Genomic DNA, 25,469 nt, shown 5'->3' on the forward strand with positions numbered 1-25,469 from the left:
CAGATGAGGACCTCGTCAGCGAATTCCATCAGGGCCAGCAGGCTGTCCGTCTGCACAAACAGGCCGGATATAAGACTGCGACCATACCCGAAACCAACATGTAAAATCACTTGATCTCCGGGAGGCGTCCATATAAGAATTTCCCTATGCCAGGCAGCCTCGGGTGTCGGGATCAGCGGGGCCCAGCTGTTTGCCTGCTGCAAGTCCACGAACGGCAGGATGACGTCCAGCGAATAGGCCAGCGGGCTGAATCCGGAATATTCCTCAGGCAGTTTTCCGCATATATACCAGTTGCCGCCGGGCGGCTGGCAGTCCGCATAGGCCGGATTCTGGAACACCAGCGGGCTGGATGGCCCGAATACGCCTTCCAGCGCTGCGCACCAGAAAAAAAGAGCACAGACCAGCCACATTCCCAACATCCAGGCCAAAAGCCGCAATGGGCGGTAGCCGTAGCCGGTGAGCAACCCGAACAGGTAGTGTCCTGCCCGGCAGATTTTCTGGTAGATTCCGGTGCGTAGCGTGTCCCAGGATGCAGGAGCCTTGCCGATCCATCCGGCTTGGCGCAGACGGTGCTCGAAGGCGATGGACACCTGTCGCGCATCTTCTGCATGGCCCATTTCGCGCAGCACTTTGGCCAGCTGCTTCCATGGTTGGGGCTTGAAGTCGGCGCCCTCCCCACTGCGCCCGGCATGCTCCGGTGACTGCTTGTTTAGCCAGGCAAGGCGGGTGGTTGCGTCCGTGGGTGCATCGCCGGTTATGCCGCCATAGGTCAATCCGTCCAGGATAATGCAATTAGCCCAGCTGTTGGCATCGTCCAGCAACCTGCCAACATGCACCCCGGCGAGCGAGATTCTGCCGGAACTCGATGTATTTCTGAAAAAAAATGCATTGTTTATGGTCATTCCATCTGCCAACAGGGCATTGCCCACCTTGTAGTCGAATGTCGTGTCAATACATGCGAGGTCACCCAAGATCTTGGCACCCGGTAGACGCACTGTTCAGGTGGCACGGGTATTTTTCAGGAATACGGTTCCCTTGATTATCGCGCGATCCGCAGCCAAGGCTATGCCCTTTTTGCCGTAGAAAGTCGCGCCAGTGCAAACTAGGTTACCGCTCACAGTCATTCCCATCCCTGTAAAGCTCGGAAATCGGGAGCCGGTGAAGTCGAGTGTCCCGGCGATGTCTGTGCCGGTAAAAAGAGGCGTTTCGCTGAACTGGCAATGTACCATGCTCAAACCGGAAGGAACGCTCGCGGAGGTCAGGTCCAGCGTTCCTTTGATCCATGCGCCCTGAAGCTGTACGCCCCGTTCATGCACCGGAGCCTGTTCGTCCCCGCCCAGCGCCAGAAAGCGTAGGAAGGCGGCGCGCACGGTGTTATTCTCATGCGCCGCTTCGGGGCGGGAATCGGCAAAGCACGCAGTTGCCCCCTTCCAGCAGGCATCCAGCAGCAATTTTTCTGCGGGCTGGAGCTGTTCGAATTCGGCGAGGGTGCGGCCTTTGGGTTTTCGGGCTGGGGTCATGGCAGGGGAGAAGGTCAGGGCGGGTTGCAGGATTTTCGCTGTCCGGGTCGAATGGTGAATGGATTGGAAATATAATACCGGAATCCGGCTTTTTGCCGCAGGCTGTTTGATTCCGATCGCGGCGACGTGTCCGGCATCGTTATTTTGTGATTATTCTAGCGGGAGATCCCTGATGCGAATTCTTCATACCATGCTCCGGGTTGGCAACCTGGAGCGTTCGATTGCGTTCTATACCGAGGTGCTGGGGATGAAGTTGCTGCGTCGGACGGATTATCCGGACGGGAAGTTTACCCTGGCGTTCGTCGGCTACCAGGACGAGCAGGACGGGGCGGTGATCGAGCTGACCCACAACTGGGGCGTGGAGCAATACGACCTGGGAACCGGTTTTGGCCATATCGCGGTGGAAGTGGATCACGCTGCCGAAGCCTGCGAGTTAGTGAGGCAGAAGGGCGGCAGCGTGATCCGCGAGGCCGGGCCGATGAAGCACGGCACCACGGTGATCGCCTTCGTGTCCGACCCGGATGGGTACAAGATCGAGTTTATTCAAAAGAAGCATTGAACCGCCGCTTTTCAGCCAGGACCGCGCACGTTGCGCGCGCCGCCATGGCTCTCATTCATTACGGTACATTGACTTATGCTTCCTTCCATTGAACAACGGCTTGCGACCGAGATTGCCGCCAGGCCTGCACAGATCGCCGCCGCCATCCGCCTGCTGGATGAGGGGGCCACGGTTCCCTTTATTTCCCGTTACCGCAAGGAGGCGACCGGCGGGCTGGATGATGCCCAGTTGCGCCTGCTGGAAGAGCGCCTGCGCTACCTGCGCGAACTGGAAGAACGTCGCGGCACGATCATCGCTTCGATCACCGAACAGGGCAGGATGACGCCGGAACTGCTGGAAACCATTACCCATGCCGCAGACAAGACGCATCTGGAAGATTTGTATTTGCCCTATAAACCCAAACGGCGCACCAGGGCACAAATTGCGATCGAGGCCGGGCTGGGCGAGCTGGCCGATGCGCTGCTGGCTGCCCCGACGCGGCATCCGGAGCAGGAGGCTGCCCGGTATCTGAAGGCTCCTTTTACCGGCACGCAAGGCGAAAACCCAGGCGTACCGGACGCGAAGGCGGCTCTGGACGGGGCAAGGCAGATCCTGATGGAACGCTTTGCCGAAGATGCCGCCCTGCTGCAATCGCTGCGCGACTATGTGCAGGAACACGGCATGCTGGAATCCAGGGTGGTTGAAGGCAAAGAGGAGCTGGCGGCAAAATATGCCGATTATTTCGATTACAGCGAGTCTGTGCGCAGCATTCCCTCGCATCGCACGCTGGCCATACTGCGTGGCAGCCGCGAGGAAATGCTGCAAGTGCGGCTGCGGCTGGACAGCGAGCCGGACCGCCCGGCCTGGAGCGCGCCGCATAATCCCTGTGAGATGCGCATCGCCACCCGGTTCGGCATTTCGCAGCAGAGCCGGCCCGCCGACGGCTGGTTGCTGGATACCGTGCGCTGGACCTGGCGCGTGAAATGCTTCCTGCACCTGGAAACGGAGATGCTGAGCATGTTGCGGATGCGTGCGGAACAACAGGCCATCGGAGTGTTCGCGCGCAACCTGAAGGATCTGCTGCTGGCAGCTCCGGCCGGCCCGCGCGCGACAATGGGGCTGGACCCGGGAATCCGCACCGGGGTGAAGGTGGCGGTCGTGGACGAGACCGGAAAAGTGGTCGATACCGCCGTGATCTATCCGCATGCGCCCCGGAATGACTGGGAAGGCTCCCTGCATGTGCTGGCCAAGCTGGCAGAAAAGCATCGCGTGGCGATGATTGCGATTGGCAATGGCACGGCCTCGCGCGAGACCGACCGGCTGGCCGGCGAGCTGGTGCAGCGCCACCCTGAGCTGAAGCTGACCCGTGTCGTGGTTTCCGAAGCGGGGGCATCGGTCTATTCGGCTTCCGAAATTGCCTCGCGCGAACTGCCGGGGCTGGATGTTTCCCTGCGCGGTGCGGTGTCGATCGCACGGCGTCTGCAGGACCCGCTGGCGGAGCTGGTGAAAATCGATCCGAAGTCGATCGGAGTGGGGCAATACCAGCACGATGTCGGGCAGATCCGGCTGGCGCGCTCGCTCGACGCGGTGGTGGAGGATTGCGTCAATGCCGTGGGCGTGGATGTGAACACCGCGTCGGTTCCGCTGCTGGCGCGGGTATCCGGGCTGAGTGGCGGCGTGGCCCAGGGCATCGTGAGTTACCGCGAGCAGAAGGGGAAATTCGCGTCCCGGGCGCAGTTGCGCGAGGTTCCGCGTCTCGGTGAAAAAACCTTCGAGCAGGCTGCGGGTTTCCTGCGCATCATGGATGGCGAGAACCCGCTGGATGCCTCCGCCGTCCATCCGGAATCCTATCCGCTGGTGCAGCGCATCCTGGCCGGGGTCGGGCAGGACATCCGCTCGGTCATCGGCAATGGCACGCTCCTGCAGTCGATCCAGCCAGGCCGTTTCGCTGACGAGAAATTCGGGCTGCCGACGATACGCGACATCCTGAAAGAACTGGAGAAACCGGGCCGGGATCCGCGTCCCGAGTTCAGCACCGCCAGTTTTCGGGAAGGCATCGAGCAGTTGTCCGACCTGAAGCCGGGGATGATACTGGAAGGGGTGGTGACCAATGTCGCAGCGTTTGGCGCCTTCGTGGATATCGGGGTTCACCAGGACGGGCTGGTGCATGTTTCGGCGCTCTCCGACCAGTTTGTGAAAGATCCGCATGCGGTTGTCCGGGCCGGACAGGTGGTCAGGGTAAAAGTACTGGGCGTGGATGAGAAGCGCAGGCGCATCGCGCTTACCCTGCGCCTGGAAGATTCCGTCCTGCCGGCAGGCGGCGATTTACGGGAACGGGATCCGGCGGGGCAGCAGAAGGGTCTGCGCCGTCCCGGAAACGCCGGCAGGCCGCGCGAGCCTGCGCCGACAGCATCCGGCGCGATGGCAGCCGCGTTTTCAAAAATCCGAACCTGACCGCCCGGGAGCGGGTTTCCGGCGGAGGTTGTGCCAGTTCTGTGCAGTGAAAAAATGACCCTGCCTGACCAGAGCAACAGAGAGGAAGGATTTACTGGAATTCGGACGGTTTGCACCGGTGTTGCATTTTTGTTGAAAAAACCAATTGCGGAAGATTGCCGACGGCCAGCTCCGGCTCCTGTCCAAACCGGCAGGGTGTTCTTTTATCGGCTTTTTCCATGGCAGGCACGATGGCATCCACCGCGGCGCCTGTGGAACAGGTCGTTGTCAGCAGGGTGCACTGGCGGTACAGTTCGTCACGTGCAGTCTTGAAGGGACTTTCATGCAGGCCGGTCACCCCGTTTCCGGAGAGGGCCGGGCAGCCGGGGATATCCCGGGGAAAGGGAAAGGACGGTAATGCTGATAGTGACTTTACTGGGGATGCTGGCGTGCATGGTTCTGCTGGCGCTCTTCCGGTCTTCCATATGGGGATGGCTGCTGGCGATAGGGGTGTTTGTTTTCATCCTGGCCATCCAGAGCAAGCTTTCTGCCGATCTGTTCCAGGTGCTGGCTGTTTTTCTGGCCGCTGTGGTTGCGGTGACCGGCATCCCTTTCCTGCGGCGCCGCCTGCTGAGCCGCCCCATCCTGAATGCCTTCCGCAAGGTGCTGCCCCATGTTTCGGAAACGGAGCAGGTGGCGCTGGATGCCGGCACGGTCTGGTGGGATGGCGAGCTTTTCAGCGGGCACCCGGACTGGAAGAAGCTGCTGCATTACCCCAGGCCGGCGCTGAACGCCGAAGAGCAATCTTTCCTCGATCACGAAACAGAGACCCTGTGCGCGATGCTCGATGACTGGGAGATTACCCATGTCCGCCAGGATTTACCCCCGCAGGCTTGGCAGTTTATCCGCGACAAGGGGTTTTTCGGCATGATCATTCCGAAGGAATACGGCGGGCTGGGATTTTCCGCTCTGGCACATTCCGCTGTGGTGGCCAAGCTTGCTTCGCGCAGCATTACTGCCGCAGTCAGCGTGATGGTTCCCAATTCGCTGGGGCCGGCAGAATTATTGATTCGCTACGGCACCGCGGAACAAAAGGAGCAATACCTGCGCAGGCTGGCGCAGGGCAAGGAAGTCCCCTGCTTTGCACTGACCGGCCCATCCGCCGGATCGGACGCCAGTTCGATTCCGGACCGCGGCATCGTCTGCTACGGCGAGCATGACGGGCAGAGTGGAGTGCTGGGGATACGGGTTACCTGGGAGAAGAGGTACATCACCCTGGCGCCGGTCGCGACGCTGATCGGGCTTGCGTTCAAGCTGTACGATCCGGACCGGCTGCTTGGGGAACCGGCCAGGTCTGGGATTACGATTGCGCTGATTCCTGCCGCGACTCCCGGCGTGCAGCTGGGGCGCCGCCATTTCCCGCTGAATTCCGCGTTCCAGAATGGCCCGACTTCGGGCCAGGATGTGTTCATCCCGATGGAGTATGTGATAGGCGGGAAGGATTATGTCGGCCAGGGCTGGCGCATGCTGATGGAGTGTCTGGCAGCGGGGCGGGCGATTTCCCTGCCAGCCTGTGCTACCGGCGGGATCAAGCTGGCGGTGCGAACCTGTGGCGCCTACTGCCGGGTGCGCAAACAGTTCAACCTGCCCGTGGGGAAATTTGAAGGCGTGGAAGAAGCGCTGGCAAGGATCGGCGGGAATGCCTATCTGGTCGACGCGGCACGCGTGCTGACCGCAGCAGCGGTGGACATGGGAGAAAAACCTTCGGTGATTTCCGCCATCGTCAAATATCATTGCACCGAGCGCTCGCGCATGGTGGTGAACGACGCGATGGATCTGCACGGTGGCAAGGGAATCTGCCTCGGGCCGAGCAATTATCTGGGGCGCGCCCATCAGCAGAATCCGATAGCCATTACCGTGGAAGGTGCGAATATCCTGACGCGCAGCCTGCTGATCTTCGGGCAGGGGGCGATCCGTTCACATCCTTACGTGCTCAGGGAAATCCGGGCTGCGCAGGAAAGTGACGCCAAAAAGGCGATTCATGATTTTGATGCAGCCCTGTGCGGTCACTTCAGCCTGGCGCTGAGCAATGCCGTGCGTTCCTTCCTGTTCGGCCTGACAGGCGGGCGTGGCATTCCGGTCCCCGGATGCAGCAAGACCCGGCGCTATTACCAGCAATTGACGCGCTATTCCTCAGCATTTGCGCTGGCAACGGATGTGTCCATGCTGGTTCTGGGCGGCAATCTGAAGCGGTCCGAGAGAATTTCGGCGCGGCTGGGTGATGTCCTGAGCCAGCTGTACCTGTGCTCGGCCACGCTCAAGCGCTTCGAGGACGATGGCCGGCCTTCCGGAGACGGGTCATTGCTGGACTGGGCGATACAGGATGCCCTGTACCGGATGCAGGAGGCTCTGGACGGGTTGTTGCATAATTTTCCCAGCCGCCCTGCAGCCTTGCTGATGCGCTGGCTGATCTTTCCGAAGGGGAAGCACATGGCTCCTCCTTCGGATGCGCTGGGCCATCAGGTTGCCGCGCTGCTGATGAAACCTGGCGCTGTACGTGACCGCCTGACGGCAGGCATGTATCTGCCCGGTGACGAGAAGGATGCGGTGGGCGCGCTGGATGCTGCGCTGCTCAGCATGCTCCAGTGCGAGCCGCTGCAGGCGAAAGTGGATGTGGCGCGCAGGGACGGCTGGGTCACCGCCACGGGGGAGCAGGCTTCCCTGATGGAGGCCTGCCAGAAGGGATTCATTGACGCCGGGGAGGCACAGTTGCTGGAGAAGGATCATGCGCTTCGGCGCAGGGTGATCATGGTGGATGATTTTGCACCGGAACAGCTGGCGCAGGCCAGTAGCCATAATGAAAAAGATGGGGAACCAACATGCCGGACCGCCATGACCACCTGATCCGGCAGGATCAGGCGGTAACGCTGCACGGATTGTTTATCGAGCGCGTGAAGCGCACACCGGAGGCAACAGCCTACCGCTATTTTGATGCGGATGCGAATGCCTGGCTTTCGATGAGCTGGGCGCAGGCGCGCGACCAGGTGGCGCGCTGGCAGGCAGCGCTGATGCGTGAAGGGCTGGCTGCGGGAGACCGCGTCGGCATCATGTTGCGCAATTGTCCGCAGTGGGTGTTGTTCGACCAGGCGGCACTGTCACTCGGCCTGGTCGTGGTTCCGCTGTATGCGGAGGACCGGCAGGATAATCTTGCCTATGTCATTCTGGATGCAGGCATCAAGGTATTGCTGTTCGAGAATGCGCAGCAGTGGGCCGGGTTGCGTGGCGTGTGCCTACAGCTTGTCTGTGTGCAGCGCATGATCAGTCTTGACCGGATAGCAGGGCAGGCGGAAAACCGGCTGCTGAGCGTGGATGACTGGCTTCCCGCAGCGGGAGAGCTGGCTGGGGAGGGAGTGCGCGATTCCGGTGCGCTGGCCACGATCATGTATACCTCGGGTACGCGCGGCCGCCCCAAGGGGGTCATGCTGTCCCACCGCAACATTCTGTTTGATGCCGATGCAGCCCTGCAGACCTGTCCGGTGTTCGGGACGGACACCATGCTGTCATTCCTGCCCCTGTCCCATGCTTTTGAGCGCACGGTGGGATATTACGTCAGCATGATGGCCGGAAGCGCAGTCGCTTTTGCGCGCTCCGTGCCCCAGTTGTCGGAGGACTTGCAGGCCATTCGTCCGACCATCCTGGTTTCGGTGCCGCGCATTTACGAGCGCATATACGCAGCGATCGGCTCCAGGCTGGAAGAGGCGCCCCCGTTGCGTCGCAGGCTGTTTGCGCTGGCTGTGAATGCTGGCTGGCGCCGTTTCGAACATGCGCAGGGCCGTGCCGGCTGGCATCCGGCTATATTGCTGTGGCCGCTGCTCCGGCGTCTGGTGGCCGACAAGGTCATGGCGCGTCTCGGCGGCCGGCTGCGCATGACGATATGCGGCGGGGCGCCCTTGCAGCCAAGAATATCGCGGCTGTTTGTCGCACTGGGTCTGCCGATCCTTCAGGGGTATGGCCTGACCGAGACCAGTCCGATCGTTTGCGCCAATCGTCTGGACAATAATTTTCCGGCCAGCGTCGGACTCCCCCTGCCGGGGGTGCAGGTACGCATCAGCAAGGAGGGCGTGCTGCAGGTGAAAGGGCAGAATGTGATGCTGGGGTACTGGAATAATGAAGGGGCGACCCGCGCCATGATCGACGCGGATGGCTGGCTGGATACCGGTGATCTGGCCATGATCGATCCGACAGGGCATATCACGATAACCGGGCACCAGAAGGAAATTATCGTGCTGTCCAATGGCGAAAAGGTTCCCCCGGCAGATATGGAGCAGGCGATCCTGCGCGATAATCTGTTTGACATGGCGATGGTGCATGGTGAAGGACGGCCCTATCTGGTGGCGCTGGTAGTCATGAATCCTGGTGGCTGGGAAAATCTTGCCCGGGAGGCAGGGGTGCAGCCGGACGCACCGGAGTCGTTGCTGGACCCGCGCATCCAGCGCCAGGTATTGCAGCGCATTGCAGAGCAGACCAGGGAGTTTCCGGGTTATGCGCGGGTGCGCCGGGTATTGCCGCTGCTCGAGCCATGGAGTTTTGCGAACGGGCTGCTGACTTCCACCCTGAAGGTCAGGCGCGGACCGGTGGTGGAACGCTTTGCCGTGGAAATCGGGCGGTTGTACCAGGGACACTGAAGGATGGACAAAAGCAAGGTTTCTTGCCGTCACGTTGAGCTTGCGGGGAGAGCGAGGGATTTTTCTGTCGGCTCGCGGAGAGAGAATATGTCAAAAAATTTTATGATACGCAAGGTTGCGGTGCTGGGGGCAGGGGTAATGGGCGCCCGGATTGCCGCGCATATGGTAAATGCCAGTGTGGAAACTCTGCTGTTCGATCTGCCCGACGGAGAAGGAGATCCGAATGGAAAAGTTGTCCGCGCGCTGGAGGGGTTGAAGAAGGCCGAACCCGGCCCGCTCTCTTCCCCTGGCAGGCTGGGGAGCATCCAGCCTGCCAACTATGGGCAGCATCTTGAGCGGCTGCGGGAATGCGACCTTGTGATCGAGGCGATTGCCGAGCGCATGGATTGGAAAACGGATCTGTACCGTACAGTTATCCCCTGGCTGGGCGAAGAATGTATCTTTGCCAGCAATACTTCCGGCCTTTCCATTAATGGGCTGGCGCAGACATTTCCAGAAAACCTGCGCCAGCGTTTTTGCGGGATTCATTTTTTCAATCCCCCGCGCTACATGCATCTGGTTGAACTGATTCCCTGCACCGAAACCTTGCCGGAACGGATGGATCATCTGGAAGAGTTTCTTGTTTCGACGTTGGGCAAGGGTGTGGTGCGGGCCAGGGATACGCCTGGCTTCATCGCGAACCGCATCGGGATGTTTTCTCTGCTATCCACGCTGCACCATGCGCAGCGCATGGCACTGGATTTTGATACGGTGGACGCACTGACCGGGAGTGATCTGGGGCGTCCAAAGAGCGCCACTTTCCGTACCCTGGATGTGGTTGGGCTGGATGTGTTTGCCAGTGTGGCGGATACCATGCGTATGCATTTGCCGGACGATCCCTGGCATTCCTGTTTCGACGTGCCGGACTGGTTGGGCAGGCTGGTTAAGGAAGGTGCGCTCGGGCAGAAAACCGGGCGTGGCGTATACCAGAAACTGGGAAACCAGATCCATGTCTTTGATCCCGGGTTGCAAAATTATCGCCTGTCGGAAGGCAAGGTCGATGCGGCGCTGAAAGAGACCCTGCGCCAACGTGACTGGGCGAAGAAAATGGAAGCGCTGCGATCAGACCAGGGTACGCAGGCGCAATTTCTATGGGCAGTGTTCCGGGATTTGTTCCATTATTGTGCAGTGCACATGGAAGAGATTGCGGATAGCGCCCGCGACCTTGATTTTGCCATGCGCTGGGGTTTTGGCTGGAGCCACGGTCCGCTGGAAATCTGGCAGGCTGCTGGCTGGCAAAAGATAGCCGGCTGGCTGAACGAGGATATTTCTGCGGGAAAAACCTTGTCCCCCGCACCTCTTCCGGGCTGGGTGACGGATCCAGCACGCAGAGGTGTCCACGAAGTGCAAGGCTCGTATTCGGCCGGCAGTAACCGGTACCAGCCCCGTTCCACGTTGTCGGTGTATCGCCGACAGCTGTTTCCGGACCGGTTGCTGGGCGAGGCAGAGGAATACGGTGAAACGATTTTCGATACCAGTGCGGCACGCATGTGGCATAACGGCCAGGATATTGCTGTCCTGAGCTTTAAAACCAAAATGCATACGATCAGCAGCGAACTGCTGGACGATATGCTGCGCGCGCTGGATGAAGCCGAGGAAAACTGGCGTGCGCTCATTATCTGGCAGGCTGACCGTCCATTTTCTGCCGGTGCCGATTTGCTGCAACTGATGCAGGGTGTGCAGACAGCAGGCGACCAGCCGGCAGAAGGTTTTGCAGGCAGATTCAAGGGGGCATTGCAGCGCGTAAAGTATACCGTGGCAGGGGGGGGCGGACTGGGCGAGATCGTGAATGCGGCGGTAGGCAATGTGTTGCGCGTTGAGGACGTAATTGCCAGGTTCCAGCAGGTTTCGCAGCGCCTGAAATATGCGCAGATTCCTACAGTCGCGGCGATCGATGGCCTTGTTCTGGGGGGCGGCTGCGAACTTTCGATCCATTGCACGCGAATAGTGGCCACGATGGAAAGTTATATCGGGCTGGTGGAGACCGGGGTGGGCCTGCTGCCATCAGGGGGGGGGTGCAAGGAAATGGCGCAACGCGCCGCAGCAGAAGCAAGGGGAGGGGATATATTTCCTCATCTGCGCCGGTATTTTCAGAATATTGCCATGGGTGAAGTTTCCAGGAGTGCTGAGCTAGCTCGAGAGATGGGATATTTGCGTGCATCAGACCGGATCGTGATGAACCGCTTTGAGTTGCTGCATGTGGCGATACAGGAGGCGATGGCGCTTGCGGCCACGGCTTATCGCCCGCCGCTGGTACCCCGTCAGATTCCTGTGGCAGGCCGCGGGGGGATTGCCTCCCTGAAGGCGGCCATGGTGAATATGCTGCAGGGAGGATTCATTTCGGAGCATGACTATGCGGTGGGATGCCGTGTGGCCGAGGTGATGTGTGGCGGGGACGTTGATACCGGAAGCCAGGTCGACGAGCAGTGGCTTCTTGACCTGGAACGGCGCAATTTTCTTGATCTCCTTGCGATGAGCAAGACGCAGGAGCGTATCGAATACATGCTGAGAAACAGCAAGCCGTTAAGGAACTGATAATTTCTGCCTGGATCCGCTGGCTTACGGATTGCGGGCGGATCATGGGAAAAAACAGGGCAGTTAGAAAGGAGCCGTAGATGTCCAGACGTATCCAGGAAGCATATATCGTTGCCGCCAGCCGCACCCCGGTGGGCAAGGCTCCGCGCGGCATGTTCCGTAACACTCGCCCTGATGATCTGCTGGCGCATGTGCTGAAACAGGTAATGGGGCAGTGCCCTTCGCTTGATCCGGCTGCAGTGGGCGATGTCATTGCCGGTTGCGCCATGCCGGAGGCCGAGCAGGGCATGAACGTGGCGCGCATTGCCCTGCTGCTGGCAGGCCTGCCGGATACCGTGCCAGGCATGACCGTGAACCGGTTTTGCTCTTCCGGACTGCAGGCGGTGGCTATTGCGGCGGACCGGATTCGCCTGGGCGAAGCGGACGTGATGATTGCATCGGGTACCGAGAGCATGAGCAAGGTTCCGATGACGGGGAATAAAATTGCATTCAACCCGGAGATATTTGCACGTGACGAAAATATTGCGATCGCGTATGGAATGGGGCTGACTGCAGAAAAAGTGGCGGAACGCTGGCAGATAAGCCGGGAAGTCCAGGACACCTTTGCCTGTGAAAGCCATCGCCGCGCACTGGTTGCCTTGGCGAATGGTGAATTCATGGAAGAAATTGCTCCGTATTCTGTTGAGAACCGCGAGCCGGATCTGATCACCCGGAAAACCGAGGTTCGTGCCCGTATGGCGATGCAGGATGAAGGCCCACGTGCCGATACGTCGATGGAAGCGCTGGCCAGGCTTAAGGCTGTGTTTGCACGGAATGGAACCGTTACCGCGGGTAACAGCTCGCAGATGTCCGATGGAGCGGGCGCAGTACTGCTGGCCAGCGAGACTGCGCTCAAGCGTTACAACCTTACGCCCTTGGGAAAGTTTCTCGGGTATGCGGTGGCCGGGGTGCCGCCCGAAATCATGGGCATCGGCCCGAAGGAGGCCATTCCGCGTGCATTGCGCCAGGCCGGTTTGCAGCTGGAAGACATCGGCTGGATTGAACTCAACGAGGCATTTGCTGCGCAAACGCTGGCAGTCATGCAGGAACTGGACATGAATCCTGCCAGAGTCAACCCGCTGGGTGGAGCCATCGCCCTGGGACACCCTCTGGGGGCCACCGGTGCGATTCGCACAGCGACCTTGCTGCACGGGATGCGCAGGCATAAGAAGAAATTCGGCATGGTAACCATGTGCATCGGTACCGGCATGGGCGCAGCCGGGATTTTTGAGGCCTGCTAGCCCTGAAGCGGGTAATTCCGCTTTTTTTCCAGGAAGAAAGCGTGCCATCGGGTAGAATTTCCTGCAACTTTCGTGTCCTTTATGGACACCATTGCTGGGGAAAAGGAACAGGATTTCATGAATTTTGAAGCTGTCAATATATTGAACCATGATTGGCGCTGCGGGGCCGTGGACCGCGGTGCGCTGGAACGGATTCTGCATGAGCAGGGGGAAGCCTGGCAGCGACTGGTTCATGAACGTTGCCCGCATTTGTTTGCTGCTGCCTCTTTGTTTGTTTCTGGTACGGAAATGGAACAGATGCAGGAAATTATCCGTGCGGTGCAGCAGGTTGTGGAGCGGCCTGCATGGGGCGAGGCAGCGCTAGAATATGCCCCAGCTTCCGCCCGTTATGTGCCGCGTGCCAGAGGGGTATTTTTCGGCTACGATTTTCATCTGAATTCTGAAGGCGTTCACCTCATTGAGATCAATACCAACTCCGGCGGCGCGCTGTTGAATGCACTGGAGCTTGGCAGCCAGCGTGAGGTGGCAGCGCCGGGCAGGCCTGCTGCTGTAGATTGCCTGGAGCCGGCTTTTCTGAGCATGTTTCGCAATGAATGGCGTCTGGAAAGAGGGGATGCGCCGCTTGGGACGATTGCCATCGTGGATGACCGGCCTCTCGAGCAATATTTTTATCCTGAATTTGTTCTGGTGCAGCAATTATTTGAGCGCGCTGGTATTGTCGCCTTGATCCTGGATCCGGCCGAGCTGGATGTGCGTGATGGTGGCGTGTATGCGGAAGGGCGCAGGGTTGACCTGATCTACAACCGCATGACGGATTTTTCCCTGCAAAATGTTCCGGCGATACGCAATGCCTATCTGGATAACCAGGTTGTGCTGACCCCGCATCCGCATGCACATGCACGGTATGCGGACAAACGCAATCTAGTGCCGCTCACCTCGCCTCATATCCTGCGCGCGATGGGGGTGGAGGAAACGACCATAGCCACGTTACTCGCCGGCATACCCGAGACCAGGCTGGTTGGTATTCAAGAGCAGGAGTTCTGGCGCCAGCAGCGCAAGCAGTGGTTTTTTAAACCGGCCACCGGGTTCGGCGGCAGGGGCACTTACCGTGGCGCCAATATGACCAGCCGTGTGTTTGCCCAGGTCATGGAAGGAGGATATATTGCCCAGCGCATGGCCATCCCCGGTGAAAGGTCAGTCTGTCTGGATGGCGTGGAGCCCGTCATGATGAAATCGGATGTGCGTTGTTATGTGTATGGGGAAGAAATACAGCTTGTCGCTGCGCGACTGTACCAGGGGCAAACTACCAATTTCCGCACGCCCGGCGGAGGGTTTGCTCCTGTTCGCGTAGTCGGCTAGGAAGCAGATATGACATTCTATCCTTTGATCGCAATCGGTCTGGGCGCGGTGATCGGCTCCTGGCTGCGCTGGGGGTTAAGCTTGTGGTTGAACTCCGCGCTGCCGGAAGTGCCCATGGGTACGCTTGTTGCCAATCTGGTAGGAGGTTATCTCATTGGCCTCGCAGTCGCTTTTTTTACGCAGTACCCAGGCCTGGCACCGGAATGGCGTCTGTTCATCATTACCGGTTTCCTTGGAGGGCTCACGACCTTTTCCACTTTTTCTGCGGAAACGGTCACGCTGCTGGCACGCGGGCAGTATGCATGGGCTGGAGCCATTGTTACCGCGCATCTCGGTGGCTCATTGTTGATGACCCTACTGGGCATGCTGACTTTCAGGTGGCTGCATTCGCAATAGGCCCGCCATTTCTGACGATGCCTGGAGTGCTAACGGGAAGCGGGGAAAGAACCGGACGGCCTGTAGTGTCGGCCGCTGAAAATCCGGCCTGCCCGGTTATAAAGCCTGCTGTCAGCAGGGTTTTCCTGCGGCCAGAAAATCATTTCACCGGTTGCATTTCGGGTCAAACTCTGATGAAATCCGAAGTCCCGCTTTTCTCTTTTTTCAAGTTTTCATGCCAGCATCAGAACAGGAAATGTCATGCGGACGAGGCCCGCATGAAGATTTAATCCGTAGCCTGAAGCAAATGCTTCCGCCAGAATCCTTGCTCACCGATGCGGAAGATATGCGTCCTTTCGAGTGTGACGGGCTGTCGGTTTACCGTCGTCTTCCCATGGTGGTAGTCTTGCCGGATACCGTTGACCAAATACAGTCCATCCTGCGCCTTTGCCATACCTTACAGGTACCGGTTGTGGCTCGCGGTGCGGGCACCGGTCTGTCCGGTGGCGCCTTGCCGCTGTCCAACGGCGTGCTGCTGAGCCTGGCAAAATTTAAACGTATCCTGAATATTGATCCTGAAAATGCCATGGCTACCTTACAGCCGGGGGTGCGGAATCTGGCTATTTCCGATGCGGTCGCCAAATATGGACTTTATTATGCCCCGGATCCTTCTTCGCAGATTGCCTGTACGATCGGGGGCAATGTTGCAGAAAATTCCGGCGGAGTGCACTGCTTGAAATATGGCCTGACGGTTCACAATATTCTGATGCTGAAAGTGGTGACGATGGAAGGCGAGTTGCTGACGATCGGTGCGGAAACGCTAGATGCTCCCGGATATGATCTGCTGGCGTTGATGTCTGGATCGGAGGGAATGCTGGCGGTGATAGTTGAGGTGACGGTGAAGCTGCTGCCCAGGCCGGAGCGCGCGCAGGTTTTGTTGGCAGCCTTTGACGATGTCTATAAAGCCGGGGAAGGAGTGGGTGCCGTGATTGCCGCCGGTATTATCCCTGCTGGTCTTGAGATGATGGACAAGCTGGCTATCCAGGCTGCGGAAGACTTTGCTCATGCAGGATATCCACGGGATGCGGAAGCCATTTTGTTGTGCGAGCTGGATGGAACCAATGCCGAGGTATCCGAGCATATTCTGGCGGTGCGTAAAATATTGCAGCAAAGCGGCGCGACCGAGGTGCGTACCGCCGCCAGCGAAGCGGAGCGGCAGCTATTCTGGAAGGGACGTAAATCGGCCTTTCCGGCAGTCGGGCGTATTTCACCGGACTATTATTGCATGGACGGGACCATTCCCCGTCGCCAGTTGCCGCGCGTATTGCGTCAAATCAGTCTCTGGGCGGAAGAATATGGCCTGCCGGTGGCAAATGTTTTCCATGCCGGGGATGGGAATCTGCACCCTCTGATTCTGTTTGATGCGAACAGGGACGGCGAGCTGGCTCGCACCGAGGAATTTGGCCAGCGTATTCTGGAACTGTGCGTTGAGGTGGGCGGTTCGATCACTGGGGAGCATGGAGTCGGTGTGGAAAAAATTAACCAGATGTGCACCCAGTTCAAGGCAGACGAGCTGGAACAGTTTCATTCGGTGAAATCGGCGTTTGATCCCGACTGGCTGCTTAATCCGGGTAAAGCGGTTCCCACTTTGCAGCGTTGCGCGGAATTCGGGGCCATGCACGTTCATCATGGACAATTGCCTCATCCTGAATTGGAACGATTCTGATGCTGCATTGCGATATCAGTGCCACTCTGCAACAGCAGGTGCGCCGTGCGATAGAGTGCGGGGTGCCGCTCCGAATCGAAGGAGGGAATAGTAAATCCTTTCTGGGAAGGGAAACCCACGGTGAAATCCTGGATGTCAGTGCTCACCGCGGAATTGTGGAATATGACCCACGGGAACTTGTGCTGACTGCACGCAGCGGTACACCGCTCAGGGAGGTTGAAACCGCGCTGGCGGAAGCCGGGCAAATGCTGGCTTTCGAACCGCCGCATTTCGGGGATCATGCTACGCTGGGTGGTACGATTGCCTGCGGCCTGTCCGGGCCGCGCCGTCCGTTTTGCGGTTCGGCACGTGATTTTGTACTGGGCTGCAAGCTGATCAATGGCAAGGGAGAGATATTGCGTTTTGGCGGCCAGGTGATCAAGAATGTGGCGGGCTACGATGTTTCCCGCCTGATGGTTGGGGCATACGGCACGCTGGGCGTGTTGCTGGAAATCAGCTTGAAAGTGCTGCCACGGCCAGCGGCGAGCCTGACCATAGTGCAGGAATGCGCCACGGCGGAAGCCATTGGGAAAATGAGCAGACTGTTGTCACAGTCGATGCCTGTGGATGGAGCCTGCTATCATGCGGGACATTTTTACCTGCGCCTGTCCGGGAGTGAACAGGCGGTCCAGCATAGCTATGCACACTGGGGCGGAGAGGTAATGGCAAACCCAGAATCTTTCTGGCATGACCTGCGTGAGCATCTGCTGCCATTCTTTGGTTCGGGAAAGCCATTGTATCGCGTATCCGTTAAACCAGCGATCCCCCCTCTGGAAATCAGCGGAGAATGGCTTCTGGACTGGGGGGGTGCCCAGCGCTGGTTGTTGAGTGATGAACCCGTTGCCTCAATCCGCGAGCGTGTAGAAGGCTCAGGCGGCCATGTTACCCAGTTCCGGGGTGGAGATCGGGATAACGACAGGTTTCAGCAGCTTGCCGCGCCCCTTCTGGTGTTGCATCAACGCCTGAAATCGAGTTTTGATCCTTGCCGGATTTTTAATCCGGGGCGAATATACGAAAGCCTGTAGGGTATATATATGCAGACCACTATTTCTTCCGAGTTCCACCATCACGCAGAAATCGCCGAGGCTGAAGCTATCCTGCGTTCCTGTGTGCACTGTGGATTCTGCAATGCGACCTGCCCGACTTATCAACTGGCCGGGAACGAGCTGGATGGCCCCCGTGGGCGTATTTATTTAATCAAGGAAATGCTGGAAGGCAATTCTCCCACTGACAAAACCCAGTCGCACCTGGACCGGTGTCTGACATGCCGTGCCTGCGAAACCACCTGTCCATCCGGAGTGCAGTATGGGCGTCTGGTTGATATCGGGCGTCAGGAAATTGAAAAGCGCGTGCCGCGCCCCGTGTGGCAAAAAATCGTGCGGCGCGGTCTTCTGGCCGTGCTGCCATACCCCAGGCGTTTTGCGTTTGTTCTTGGTCTGGGACGCATGGTTCGGCCATTATTGCCGTTATCGCTGCAGCGTAAAATACCGGCTCGGCAAATACGGTATCCGGCCAATTCTCCTTCGTGCCATCCGCGCAAAATGCTGGTACTGGACGGGTGCGTGCAACCCTTGACTGCGCCGAACATCAACCGGGCTGCGGCAGAGGTGCTGGACAGGCTGGGCATTACTCTGATCACAGCCCCTAGAGCCGGTTGCTGTGGAGCGCTGAATCAGCATCTGGCCGACCCGGGTGGGGCGCATGACATGATGCGACGCAACATTGATGCCTGGTGGCCATATATTGAGCAGGGGGTGGAGGCGATTGTGATGACAGCCAGCGGATGCGGAGTGATGGTCAAGGAATATGGGACAATCCTTAAACACGACCCGGAGTATGCCGCGAAGGCGGCACGCATCAGTGGGCTTTGCCGCGATCTGGGAGAAATCCTGCGCCACGAAGATCTGGGTGTCTTTTCCGGAATCGGGGAAGGTATCCGTGTAGCCTATCAATCATCCTGCACCTCCCAGCATGGACAAAAGCTGTCTGGAGTGGTTGAAGCCATTCTGAAGAATTGTGGTTATACCTTGACCCGGGTTGCGGACACGCATTTGTGCTGCGGAGCGGCGGGTACCTATACCCTGTTGCAGCCCGAGTGGTCGCAGAAACTGCTGGATAATAAACTGGATGCGCTGCAACAGGATGCAGCCGAATTCATCGCAACCGCCAACATTGGCTGCAAGCTCCACCTGGAAAGTGCGGCACGTTTGCCAGTGAAGCACTGGATTGAACTATTGCACCCTTCTCCCTAACAAGGGGCGACTGGAAGTGGTGAAAAAAGTTAAAATGTCGTTATTATTTAATCGCAACCCGCAAGGAGTATAGCCATGGCAATAAAATCGTTCCATCCCCCGCAACGTATTCTGATGGGTCCCGGACCTTCAGATGTAAGCCCACGTGTACTGGAGGCAATGTCCCGCCCTACTCTTGGCCATCTTGATCCAGTCTTTGTGAGCATGATGGACGAAATGAAAGAGCTGCTGAAATATGCGTTCCAGACCAAAAATGAGCTGACTATGCCTGTTTCCGCTCCAGGCTCGGCTGGAATGGAAACGTGTTTTGTCAACCTGGTGGAGCCGGGTGACAAGGTCATTGTTTGCCAGAACGGCGTGTTTGGTGGCCGCATGAAAGAAAATGTGGAACGCTGCGGCGGGATTGCAGTCATGGTACAGGATGATTGGGGACGTGCAGTGGATCTGCAAAAGGTGGAAGACGCCCTCAAGGCTAATCCTGATACCAAAGTGGTGGCATTCGTGCACGCCGAAACTTCGACCGGTGCGCAGTCCGACGCAAAAAATCTGGTGGCGCTTGCACACAAACATGGCTGTCTGACTATTGTGGATGCCGTTACTTCATTGGCTGGATCGCCACTCAAGGTGGACGAATGGGCAATTGATGCCATATATTCCGGGACGCAAAAGTGTCTGTCCTGCACCCCGGGGCTTTCGCCGGTCAGTTTCGGTGAGCGCGCACTGGAAAAAATCAAAAATCGCAAGAATAAAGTACAAAGCTGGTTCCTGGATCTGAATCTGGTCATGAGCTACTGGGGCGGTTCAACCAAGCGCGCCTATCATCACACTGCACCCATCAACTCGTTGTATGGCCTGCATGAGGCACTGGTTATCCTGCAGGAAGAAGGACTGGAAAACTCATGGGCCCGTCATCAAAAAAATCACCTTGCCCTGCGCGCCGGACTGGAAGCCATGGGGTTAAATTTTGTGGTTCCGGAATCGGAACGCCTGCCTCAGCTGAATGCTCTGACCATTCCGGAGGGAGTGGATGATGCTCTGGTGCGAGCCACTCTTCTGAATGATTACCAGTTGGAAATTGGAGCAGGCCTGGGAGTAATGGCCGGAAAGGTGTGGCGTATAGGGTTGATGGGCCATGCCAGCAACAAGCGTAATATTCTGGTGTGTCTCGGTGCGCTGGATGATGTGCTGGGCAGGGTGAAAGCACCTGTTCAGCTTGGCGTGGCTGTGGCTGCAGCGCAGAAAGTGCTGGAAAACTGATAGTTGTTTTGTATCGGCAGGAAGGGTGCATGGGCCGGTCATAGTACCGAATGGGCATCATGGATCAGACAGCGCAGCCATCTGTAAAATGGTTGCGCTGTTTTTTTGGAGCGGAAGCCAGAATGATAAGCTGCACCCCATCCCGGAATGGGGGTAACTGTCAGATAGTGTTTTTTTGTGCATGAATAAATCCCGCTTCACACAGACAATGCAGGCTGGATGATTTTCAGCCCTGGGATGTCAATATTTGTCGCAGCTATTCAGAACGGTCGAATTAGCGTCCGTCTTTTTGGTGTGGTTGTAGTACACGGCTTGATGGTATGCATTCCTTTGCCGGCTATGGATTTACAAACCTGACTGGAAGACTGGGGTTACTGTAATGAGAAACAATTAGCTAAAGGAGAATTGCTGCCGCAACCTTGCGATCTTCGCTCATCAGGATGTTGTAAGTACGGCAGGCTGCCGGGGTGTCCATGCTCTCCACACCGATTCCGGCCGCTGTCAATTGATGGTACAGACGGGGGTGCGGGAATCGTTGTCTGGGGCCGGTTCCAAGCAGTATGATTTCTGGCCGGATTGTCAGAAGATAGGCAAAATGGATTTCAGTCAATGCATCGAAGTCTTGCGGGTTCCAGTCATTGAATACCTGCTCTGGTGTAACCACTATGGACTGATTGAAACATTGTCCGTTGACCGTGACATAACCAGCACCGCAGGCGGTAAAAATATTCTGGTTTATGCTGGTATTGAGATGAAGCTTCACGCGGGTTCTCCGTTTGCTGGATTTGCTGACCGGGGTGTGCTCGGTTAGAATCACGCCCTTTGCAATCAGTAATTTCAAGGGTGGCGAGTGCATACATGGCGCTTTTTGAAATTCTACCATCAGGCCGGATCATAGTCACAGTTCAGGTGCAACAGATTGAGAGAACGAATTGATACAAATTGAAAATGCAGGCATGGAAACGGTGCTTCCTGTCCTGAAATCCAATAAACTGGCCAGTGTTTGTTATGACATCCGCGGTCCTGTCATGGCGCGTGCCAAGCAAATGGAAGAAGATGGCCACCGGATCATGAAGCTGAATATCGGCAATCTGGCATCGTTTGGTTTTGAAGCACCGGAAGAAATTCAGCAAGACGTAATACACAACCTGCCCAACGCTTCGGGCTATTCTGATTCAAAAGGGCTTTTTGCCGCACGCAAAGCCATCATGCACTACGCACAGCAAAAAAATATCGCCGGTGTGGGGATGGAGGATATTTTCATTGGTAATGGTGCGTCCGAATTGATCGTGATGTCCATGCAGGGGTTGCTGAATACTGGCGATGAGGTGCTGGTGCCGGCTCCAGATTATCCGTTGTGGACGGCAGCGGTTACCCTGGCGGGCGGCAAGCCGCGCCATTATTTGTGCGATGAACAAAGTGACTGGCTGCCAGACCTGGCGGATATCAGAAAAAAAATTACTCCCAACACGCGCGCCATTGTGTTGATCAACCCGAATAATCCGACGGGTGCGATTTATTCAGATTCGTTGCTGCAGGAGATTATTGAGATTGCGCGAAATAGCAATCTGATCATTTTTTCCGATGAGATTTATGACAAGGTCCTTTATGACGGCCTGAGTCATACATCCATTGCTTCCATGGCAGATGATGTGCTGTTTGTCACGTTTAATGGCCTGTCGAAAAATTACAGGGCTTGTGGGTATCGTGCCGGCTGGATGATTGTTTCCGGGAAGAAGAAGCATGCGCAGGATTATATCGATGGATTGGGTATTCTTGCTTCGATGCGGTTGTGTTCAAACGTACCCGGACAGTTTGCCATTCAGACCGCACTTGGGGGATATCAGAGTATTAATGATCTGGTTGCTCCTTCCGGACGGTTATGCAAACAGCGGGACCTCGCATATCAGTTGCTGACGGATATTCCCGGTGTTACCTGCGTCAAGCCGAAAGCTGCGCTGTACCTTTTTCCGCGTCTGGATCCCAGTCTGTATCCGATCAAGGATGATCAGAAATTTATTCTGGAATTGCTGGAAACAGAGAAAGTCCTCGTCGTTCAGGGAACGGGATTTAACTGGCCGGATCCCGATCATTTCAGGGTAGTGTTTTTGCCGAATGCGGATGATCTGGTTGAGGCGATTGGTCGGATTGCCCGCTTTCTCGAGTATTACCGAAGAAGATATGGGAAAAAATAACTAGCACTCGTGTGGTTTTGTGCCGGTGGAATTTCAGGATGATTAATTATTAAGAATCATGTTTGGAAGGATTTTGGAAGGATTCTGGGCGGCCCAGGTATCCTGGATACTGCTTGCCAGTGGATCCTTCTGTCGCCAGAAGAGATATGGCGGGATGAAAAAATGAATTGTACTTTGGAGCGATAGAATATGAAACCAATGAATATTGGCCTGTTGGGTCTGGGTACCGTAGGTGCAGGCACATATACTGTATTGTCGCGAAATGCAGAAGAAATAACCCGTCGTGCGGGTCGCCCCATCCGGATTGTGGTGGTGGCGGAAAAGAATTTGGTACGCGCGAATGAAATTGTAAAGGGAACCTGCCGTGTGGTGGACGATGCATTTGCCGTAGTGAATGACCCGGAAGTGGATGTGGTAATTGAGTTGATTGGTGGCTATGGCGTGGCCAGGGAACTGGTGCTGAAGGCAATCGCCAATGGCAAGCACGTGGTGACTGCCAATAAGGCATTGTTGGCCATGCATGGCAATGAAATATTCGCTGAAGCCCAGAAAAAAGGGGTGATGGTTGCTTTTGAAGCGGCAGTGGCAGGCGGAATCCCAATTATCAAGGCGGTACGGGAGGGATTGAGCGCTAATCGCATTGAGTGGATTGCCGGGATTATTAACGGAACAACCAATTTCATTTTGAGCGAAATGCGCGAAAAAGGACTGAGTTTTGATTCCGTACTGAAAGAAGCCCAGCGCCTGGGTTATGCAGAGGCCGATCCGACCTTTGATATTGAAGGGGTGGATGCCGGCCATAAAATCACTATTCTTTCTTCGATCGCCTTTGGCATCCCGATGCAATTCGACAAAGCATATGTTGAGGGCATTTCGAAACTGGATGGCAAGGATATAAGATATGCTGAGGAGATGGGTTATCGCATCAAGCTTCTCGGCATTACCAAACGGAGCAATGCAGGTGTTGAGTTGCGCGTGCATCCAACCCTGATTCCTGCAAAACGCCTGATTGCCAATGTGGAAGGCGCGATGAATGCGGTAGTGGTTCAGGGAGACGCAGTTGGGCCGACATTGTATTACGGCAAGGGAGCTGGCGCTGAACCGACGGCTAGTGCGGTGATAGCTGATTTGGTTGATGTGACGCGGTTACATACTGCCGACCCGGAACATCGTGTTCCACATTTGGCATTCCAGCCGGATCAAATGGTTGACCTGCCCATTCTTCCGATTGCAGAGGTGCAAAGTTGCTATTATCTTCGTCTGCGTGTACAGGATGAGCCCGGCGTACTTGCCGATATTACCCGCGTGCTGGCAGATGAGAAAATTTCAATTGATGCCGTAATCCAGAAGGAACCGGGTGAAGGAGAAAAGGAGGCGGACTTGATTCTGCTTACCCACTTGATCTCTGAAAAATGGATGAACGGAGCGATCTCGAAACTGGAAAAATTGCCGGTGGTTGTGGGTAAGGTGACGCGTATTCGTATGGAGGAGCTGGGCAAATAGATATCCCGGCTTCAGCGGGGCAGGATGGCTGGGAAAGGTTTTTTCTTGACTCTACATTTCAAGTAACAGGCGTGCAGCGAAGCGAACAAAAACATGAAATATATCTCCACGCGGGGGGAAGCACCCGCAAAAAAATTCACTGAAATCCTTCTGGGAGGACTTGCACCGGATGGTGGTCTTTATCTGCCGGAAAAATATCCGCAGGTTACCCGGGCAGAGCTGGATGACTGGCGTAACCTGTCTTATGCGGATCTTGCATTTGCAGTGCTGTCCAAGTTTATGACGGATATTCCAGCCGCCGACCTGAAGCAGATTGTTCACAGGACATATGCTTCCGGGAATTACCGGAACGGTCGTGCCGATTCTGACATCCAGCAGATTGTTCCACTGCGCACGCTTGAGCCTGGGTTGCACATTCTAGAGTTATCCAATGGTCCAACTTTGTCCTTTAAGGACATGGCGATGCAACTGTTGGGGAATTTGTTTGAGTATGTTCTGGAAAAACAGGGAGAAGAGCTTAATATTCTTGGCGCAACTTCCGGGGATACCGGATCTGCAGCTGAATACGCCATGCGTGGCAAACGTGGCATCCGCGTGTTCATGTTGTCCCCTTATGGCAAGATGTCGGCTTTTCAGCGTGCACAGATGTATTCGCTGCAGGATCCGAATATTTTCAATATTGCCATTCGTGGCGTGTTTGATGATGCACAGGATTTGGTCAAAGGCGTATCAAATGATCATGAGTTCAAGGCCAGATATAAGATAGGCACGGTAAACTCGATCAACTGGGCGCGCGTGTCCGCGCAGATTGTCTATTATTTCAAGGGCTACTTTGCCGCAACGCAGTCGAGCGATGAAAGTGTTGCCTTTTCGGTTCCTTCCGGAAATTTTGGTAATATTTGTGCAGGGCATATTGCGCGCATGATGGGCTTGCCCATCGGACAGCTCATTCTGGCCACGAACGAAAATGATGTTTTGGATGAGTTTTTCAGGACAGGCGTGTATGTTCCACGCGCAGCGAACCGTACCTATCATACCAGCAGTCCGTCGATGGATATCTCAAAAGCATCCAACTTTGAGCGTTTCATATTTGACCTGGTTGGGCGCGATGCAACCACGGTGTGCGAATTATGGACTAAGGTGGATGCAGGAGGGGCATTTGATATCAAGGGGATGCCTTGCTGGCATGATCTGCCAGGGTTCTGTTTTGCATCAGGGAAAAGCAGTCACCTTGACCGTATGAAGATCATCCGCGAAATATGGCAGAATTTCGGGGTGATGGTTGATACGCATACTGCGGATGGAATTAAAGTCGGCCTTGAGCAGCGTCGCCCTAATTTACCGCTGATCTGCCTGGAAACAGCCCTTCCAGCCAAATTTGAAGAATCCATCATTGAAGCACTGGGGCGCAATCCAGAACGTCCGGCAGGGCTGGAGTGTATTGAAAAATTGCCGCAACGGGTGGAGTTGATGGATGCAAATCTGGAAATGCTCAAGGCATATATCAGCGCCCATGCCATGACTTATTGAATTGGATTCATGTCCTGATTGGGTTTTTGTCCGCAATTTTCTTAATCCTGTTGCACCCGGAAAATGAATTGACTCTCTGAACGCTCCATTGAATTGGCGAGCCACATTTTAATATAAATCAATTGCCCAGGTTTCGTTTCATGGCCTGGTGCTGATGCATCCTTTGCGCATCTGTTGTTCGGTTTGCTATCCATCGGGTGTAG

Annotated in this window: 19 protein-coding genes; 15 read left to right on the top strand and 4 right to left on the bottom strand. The window is 56.4% G+C overall.

Features of this window, described 5'->3' with window-relative positions:
* On the bottom strand, positions 1–971 hold a 971-nt coding region (locus tag KJA68_RS07910), incomplete at its 3' end, for a hypothetical protein (RefSeq protein ID WP_213036400.1).
* Between the two features lie 27 nt (positions 972–998).
* The gene (locus KJA68_RS07915) at positions 999–1,520 is read right to left on the bottom strand and encodes a hypothetical protein (protein WP_213036401.1); all 522 of its coding nucleotides are present in this window, start codon (positions 1,518–1,520) and stop codon (positions 999–1,001) included.
* A gap of 172 nt (positions 1,521–1,692) precedes the next feature.
* On the opposite strand from KJA68_RS07915, the gene gloA reads away from it, so the two are divergent.
* Both gloA and KJA68_RS07925 read left to right on the top strand, forming a co-directional pair.
* On the top strand, positions 1,693–2,079 hold the full coding sequence (gene gloA, locus KJA68_RS07920) for a lactoylglutathione lyase (protein ID WP_213036402.1): 387 nt from the start codon (positions 1,693–1,695) through the stop codon (positions 2,077–2,079).
* Positions 2,080–2,154: 75 nt separating this feature from the next.
* Positions 2,155–4,512, top strand: coding sequence for a Tex family protein (locus KJA68_RS07925; RefSeq protein ID WP_213036403.1), 2,358 nt, complete (start codon positions 2,155–2,157; stop codon positions 4,510–4,512).
* Positions 4,513–4,603: 91 nt separating this feature from the next.
* Here the strand turns inward: KJA68_RS07925 and KJA68_RS07930 are convergent, their stop codons facing one another.
* Positions 4,604–4,849 carry a hypothetical protein gene (locus KJA68_RS07930; protein ID WP_213036404.1) on the bottom strand — a complete coding sequence of 82 codons (246 nt, stop codon included), beginning with the start codon at positions 4,847–4,849 and terminating at the stop codon, positions 4,604–4,606.
* Between the two features lie 59 nt (positions 4,850–4,908).
* Between KJA68_RS07930 and KJA68_RS07935 the strand changes: the two genes are divergently transcribed.
* From KJA68_RS07935 to KJA68_RS07980, 10 genes are all read left to right on the top strand, one after another.
* Entirely contained in the window at positions 4,909–7,395 is a 2,487-nt protein-coding gene (locus KJA68_RS07935) for an acyl-CoA dehydrogenase (RefSeq protein WP_213036405.1), read from the top strand.
* The gene (locus KJA68_RS07940) at positions 7,371–9,176 is read left to right on the top strand and encodes an AMP-dependent synthetase/ligase (protein WP_213036406.1); all 1,806 of its coding nucleotides are present in this window, start codon (positions 7,371–7,373) and stop codon (positions 9,174–9,176) included. The genes KJA68_RS07935 and KJA68_RS07940 overlap by 25 nt, the downstream gene beginning before the upstream one ends.
* 87 nt (positions 9,177–9,263) lie before the next feature.
* On the top strand, positions 9,264–11,750 hold the full coding sequence (locus KJA68_RS07945) for a 3-hydroxyacyl-CoA dehydrogenase/enoyl-CoA hydratase family protein (RefSeq protein ID WP_213036407.1): 2,487 nt from the start codon (positions 9,264–9,266) through the stop codon (positions 11,748–11,750).
* A gap of 80 nt (positions 11,751–11,830) precedes the next feature.
* Complete coding sequence (locus KJA68_RS07950; RefSeq protein WP_213036408.1) at positions 11,831–13,030, top strand: acetyl-CoA C-acyltransferase; 1,200 nt, start codon at positions 11,831–11,833, stop codon at positions 13,028–13,030.
* Positions 13,031–13,147: 117 nt separating this feature from the next.
* On the top strand, positions 13,148–14,389 hold the full coding sequence (locus KJA68_RS07955; protein WP_213036409.1) for an ATP-grasp domain-containing protein: 1,242 nt from the start codon (positions 13,148–13,150) through the stop codon (positions 14,387–14,389).
* A 9-nt stretch (positions 14,390–14,398) separates the two neighbouring features.
* Positions 14,399–14,785: a fluoride efflux transporter CrcB gene (gene crcB, locus KJA68_RS07960; protein WP_213036410.1), complete on the top strand. Its 387-nt coding sequence runs from the start codon at positions 14,399–14,401 to the stop codon at positions 14,783–14,785.
* A 286-nt stretch (positions 14,786–15,071) separates the two neighbouring features.
* Positions 15,072–16,490 (top strand): FAD-linked oxidase C-terminal domain-containing protein, encoded by a 1,419-nt coding sequence (locus KJA68_RS07965; protein WP_420887642.1) that lies wholly within the window; start codon positions 15,072–15,074, stop codon positions 16,488–16,490.
* Entirely contained in the window at positions 16,490–17,554 is a 1,065-nt protein-coding gene (gene glcE / locus KJA68_RS07970) for a glycolate oxidase subunit GlcE (protein ID WP_213036412.1), read from the top strand. Before KJA68_RS07965 ends, glcE begins: the two co-directional genes overlap by 1 nt.
* A gap of 9 nt (positions 17,555–17,563) precedes the next feature.
* On the top strand, positions 17,564–18,781 hold the full coding sequence (gene glcF / locus KJA68_RS07975; RefSeq protein WP_213036413.1) for a glycolate oxidase subunit GlcF: 1,218 nt from the start codon (positions 17,564–17,566) through the stop codon (positions 18,779–18,781).
* Positions 18,782–18,856: 75 nt separating this feature from the next.
* Positions 18,857–20,038 (top strand): pyridoxal-phosphate-dependent aminotransferase family protein, encoded by a 1,182-nt coding sequence (locus KJA68_RS07980; protein WP_213036414.1) that lies wholly within the window; start codon positions 18,857–18,859, stop codon positions 20,036–20,038.
* Between the two features lie 394 nt (positions 20,039–20,432).
* On the opposite strand, the gene KJA68_RS07985 is transcribed toward KJA68_RS07980, so the two are convergent.
* The gene (locus KJA68_RS07985) at positions 20,433–20,879 is read right to left on the bottom strand and encodes an Mth938-like domain-containing protein (protein ID WP_246487111.1); all 447 of its coding nucleotides are present in this window, start codon (positions 20,877–20,879) and stop codon (positions 20,433–20,435) included.
* Positions 20,880–21,003: 124 nt separating this feature from the next.
* Between KJA68_RS07985 and KJA68_RS07990 the strand changes: the two genes are divergently transcribed.
* The 3 genes from KJA68_RS07990 to thrC all read left to right on the top strand — a co-directional run bounded on the left by KJA68_RS07990 (position 21,004) and on the right by thrC (position 25,266).
* Entirely contained in the window at positions 21,004–22,233 is a 1,230-nt protein-coding gene (locus KJA68_RS07990; protein WP_213036454.1) for a pyridoxal phosphate-dependent aminotransferase, read from the top strand.
* Between the two features lie 189 nt (positions 22,234–22,422).
* Positions 22,423–23,736 carry a homoserine dehydrogenase gene (locus KJA68_RS07995; protein ID WP_213036415.1) on the top strand — a complete coding sequence of 438 codons (1,314 nt, stop codon included), beginning with the start codon at positions 22,423–22,425 and terminating at the stop codon, positions 23,734–23,736.
* Positions 23,737–23,829: 93 nt separating this feature from the next.
* Positions 23,830–25,266: a threonine synthase gene (thrC, locus tag KJA68_RS08000; protein WP_213036416.1), complete on the top strand. Its 1,437-nt coding sequence runs from the start codon at positions 23,830–23,832 to the stop codon at positions 25,264–25,266.
* The last annotated feature ends 203 nt before the right edge of the window (positions 25,267–25,469 follow it).

Source organism: Candidatus Nitrotoga fabula, from assembly GCF_905221025.1.
In the GTDB taxonomy this organism is placed as follows: Bacteria; Pseudomonadota; Gammaproteobacteria; order Burkholderiales; family Gallionellaceae; genus Nitrotoga; species Nitrotoga fabula.

What these genes read in the sequence shown, in the direction of transcription:
- KJA68_RS07915 (WP_213036401.1), bottom strand. Translation starts at nt 1,520, where the DNA reads ATGACCCCAGCCCGAAAACCCAAAGGCCGCACCCTCGCCGAATTCGAA.
- gloA (WP_213036402.1), top strand. Translation starts at nt 1,693, where the DNA reads ATGCGAATTCTTCATACCATGCTCCGGGTTGGCAACCTGGAGCGTTCG.
- KJA68_RS07925 (WP_213036403.1), top strand. Translation starts at nt 2,155, where the DNA reads ATGCTTCCTTCCATTGAACAACGGCTTGCGACCGAGATTGCCGCCAGG.
- KJA68_RS07935 (WP_213036405.1), top strand. Translation starts at nt 4,909, where the DNA reads ATGCTGATAGTGACTTTACTGGGGATGCTGGCGTGCATGGTTCTGCTG.
- KJA68_RS07940 (WP_213036406.1), top strand. Translation starts at nt 7,371, where the DNA reads ATGCCGGACCGCCATGACCACCTGATCCGGCAGGATCAGGCGGTAACG.
- KJA68_RS07945 (WP_213036407.1), top strand. Translation starts at nt 9,264, where the DNA reads ATGTCAAAAAATTTTATGATACGCAAGGTTGCGGTGCTGGGGGCAGGG.
- KJA68_RS07950 (WP_213036408.1), top strand. Translation starts at nt 11,831, where the DNA reads ATGTCCAGACGTATCCAGGAAGCATATATCGTTGCCGCCAGCCGCACC.
- KJA68_RS07955 (WP_213036409.1), top strand. Translation starts at nt 13,148, where the DNA reads ATGAATTTTGAAGCTGTCAATATATTGAACCATGATTGGCGCTGCGGG.
- crcB (WP_213036410.1), top strand. Translation starts at nt 14,399, where the DNA reads ATGACATTCTATCCTTTGATCGCAATCGGTCTGGGCGCGGTGATCGGC.
- KJA68_RS07965 (WP_420887642.1), top strand. Translation starts at nt 15,072, where the DNA reads ATGCTTCCGCCAGAATCCTTGCTCACCGATGCGGAAGATATGCGTCCT.
- glcE (WP_213036412.1), top strand. Translation starts at nt 16,490, where the DNA reads ATGCTGCATTGCGATATCAGTGCCACTCTGCAACAGCAGGTGCGCCGT.
- glcF (WP_213036413.1), top strand. Translation starts at nt 17,564, where the DNA reads ATGCAGACCACTATTTCTTCCGAGTTCCACCATCACGCAGAAATCGCC.
- KJA68_RS07980 (WP_213036414.1), top strand. Translation starts at nt 18,857, where the DNA reads ATGGCAATAAAATCGTTCCATCCCCCGCAACGTATTCTGATGGGTCCC.
- KJA68_RS07995 (WP_213036415.1), top strand. Translation starts at nt 22,423, where the DNA reads ATGAAACCAATGAATATTGGCCTGTTGGGTCTGGGTACCGTAGGTGCA.
- thrC (WP_213036416.1), top strand. Translation starts at nt 23,830, where the DNA reads ATGAAATATATCTCCACGCGGGGGGAAGCACCCGCAAAAAAATTCACT.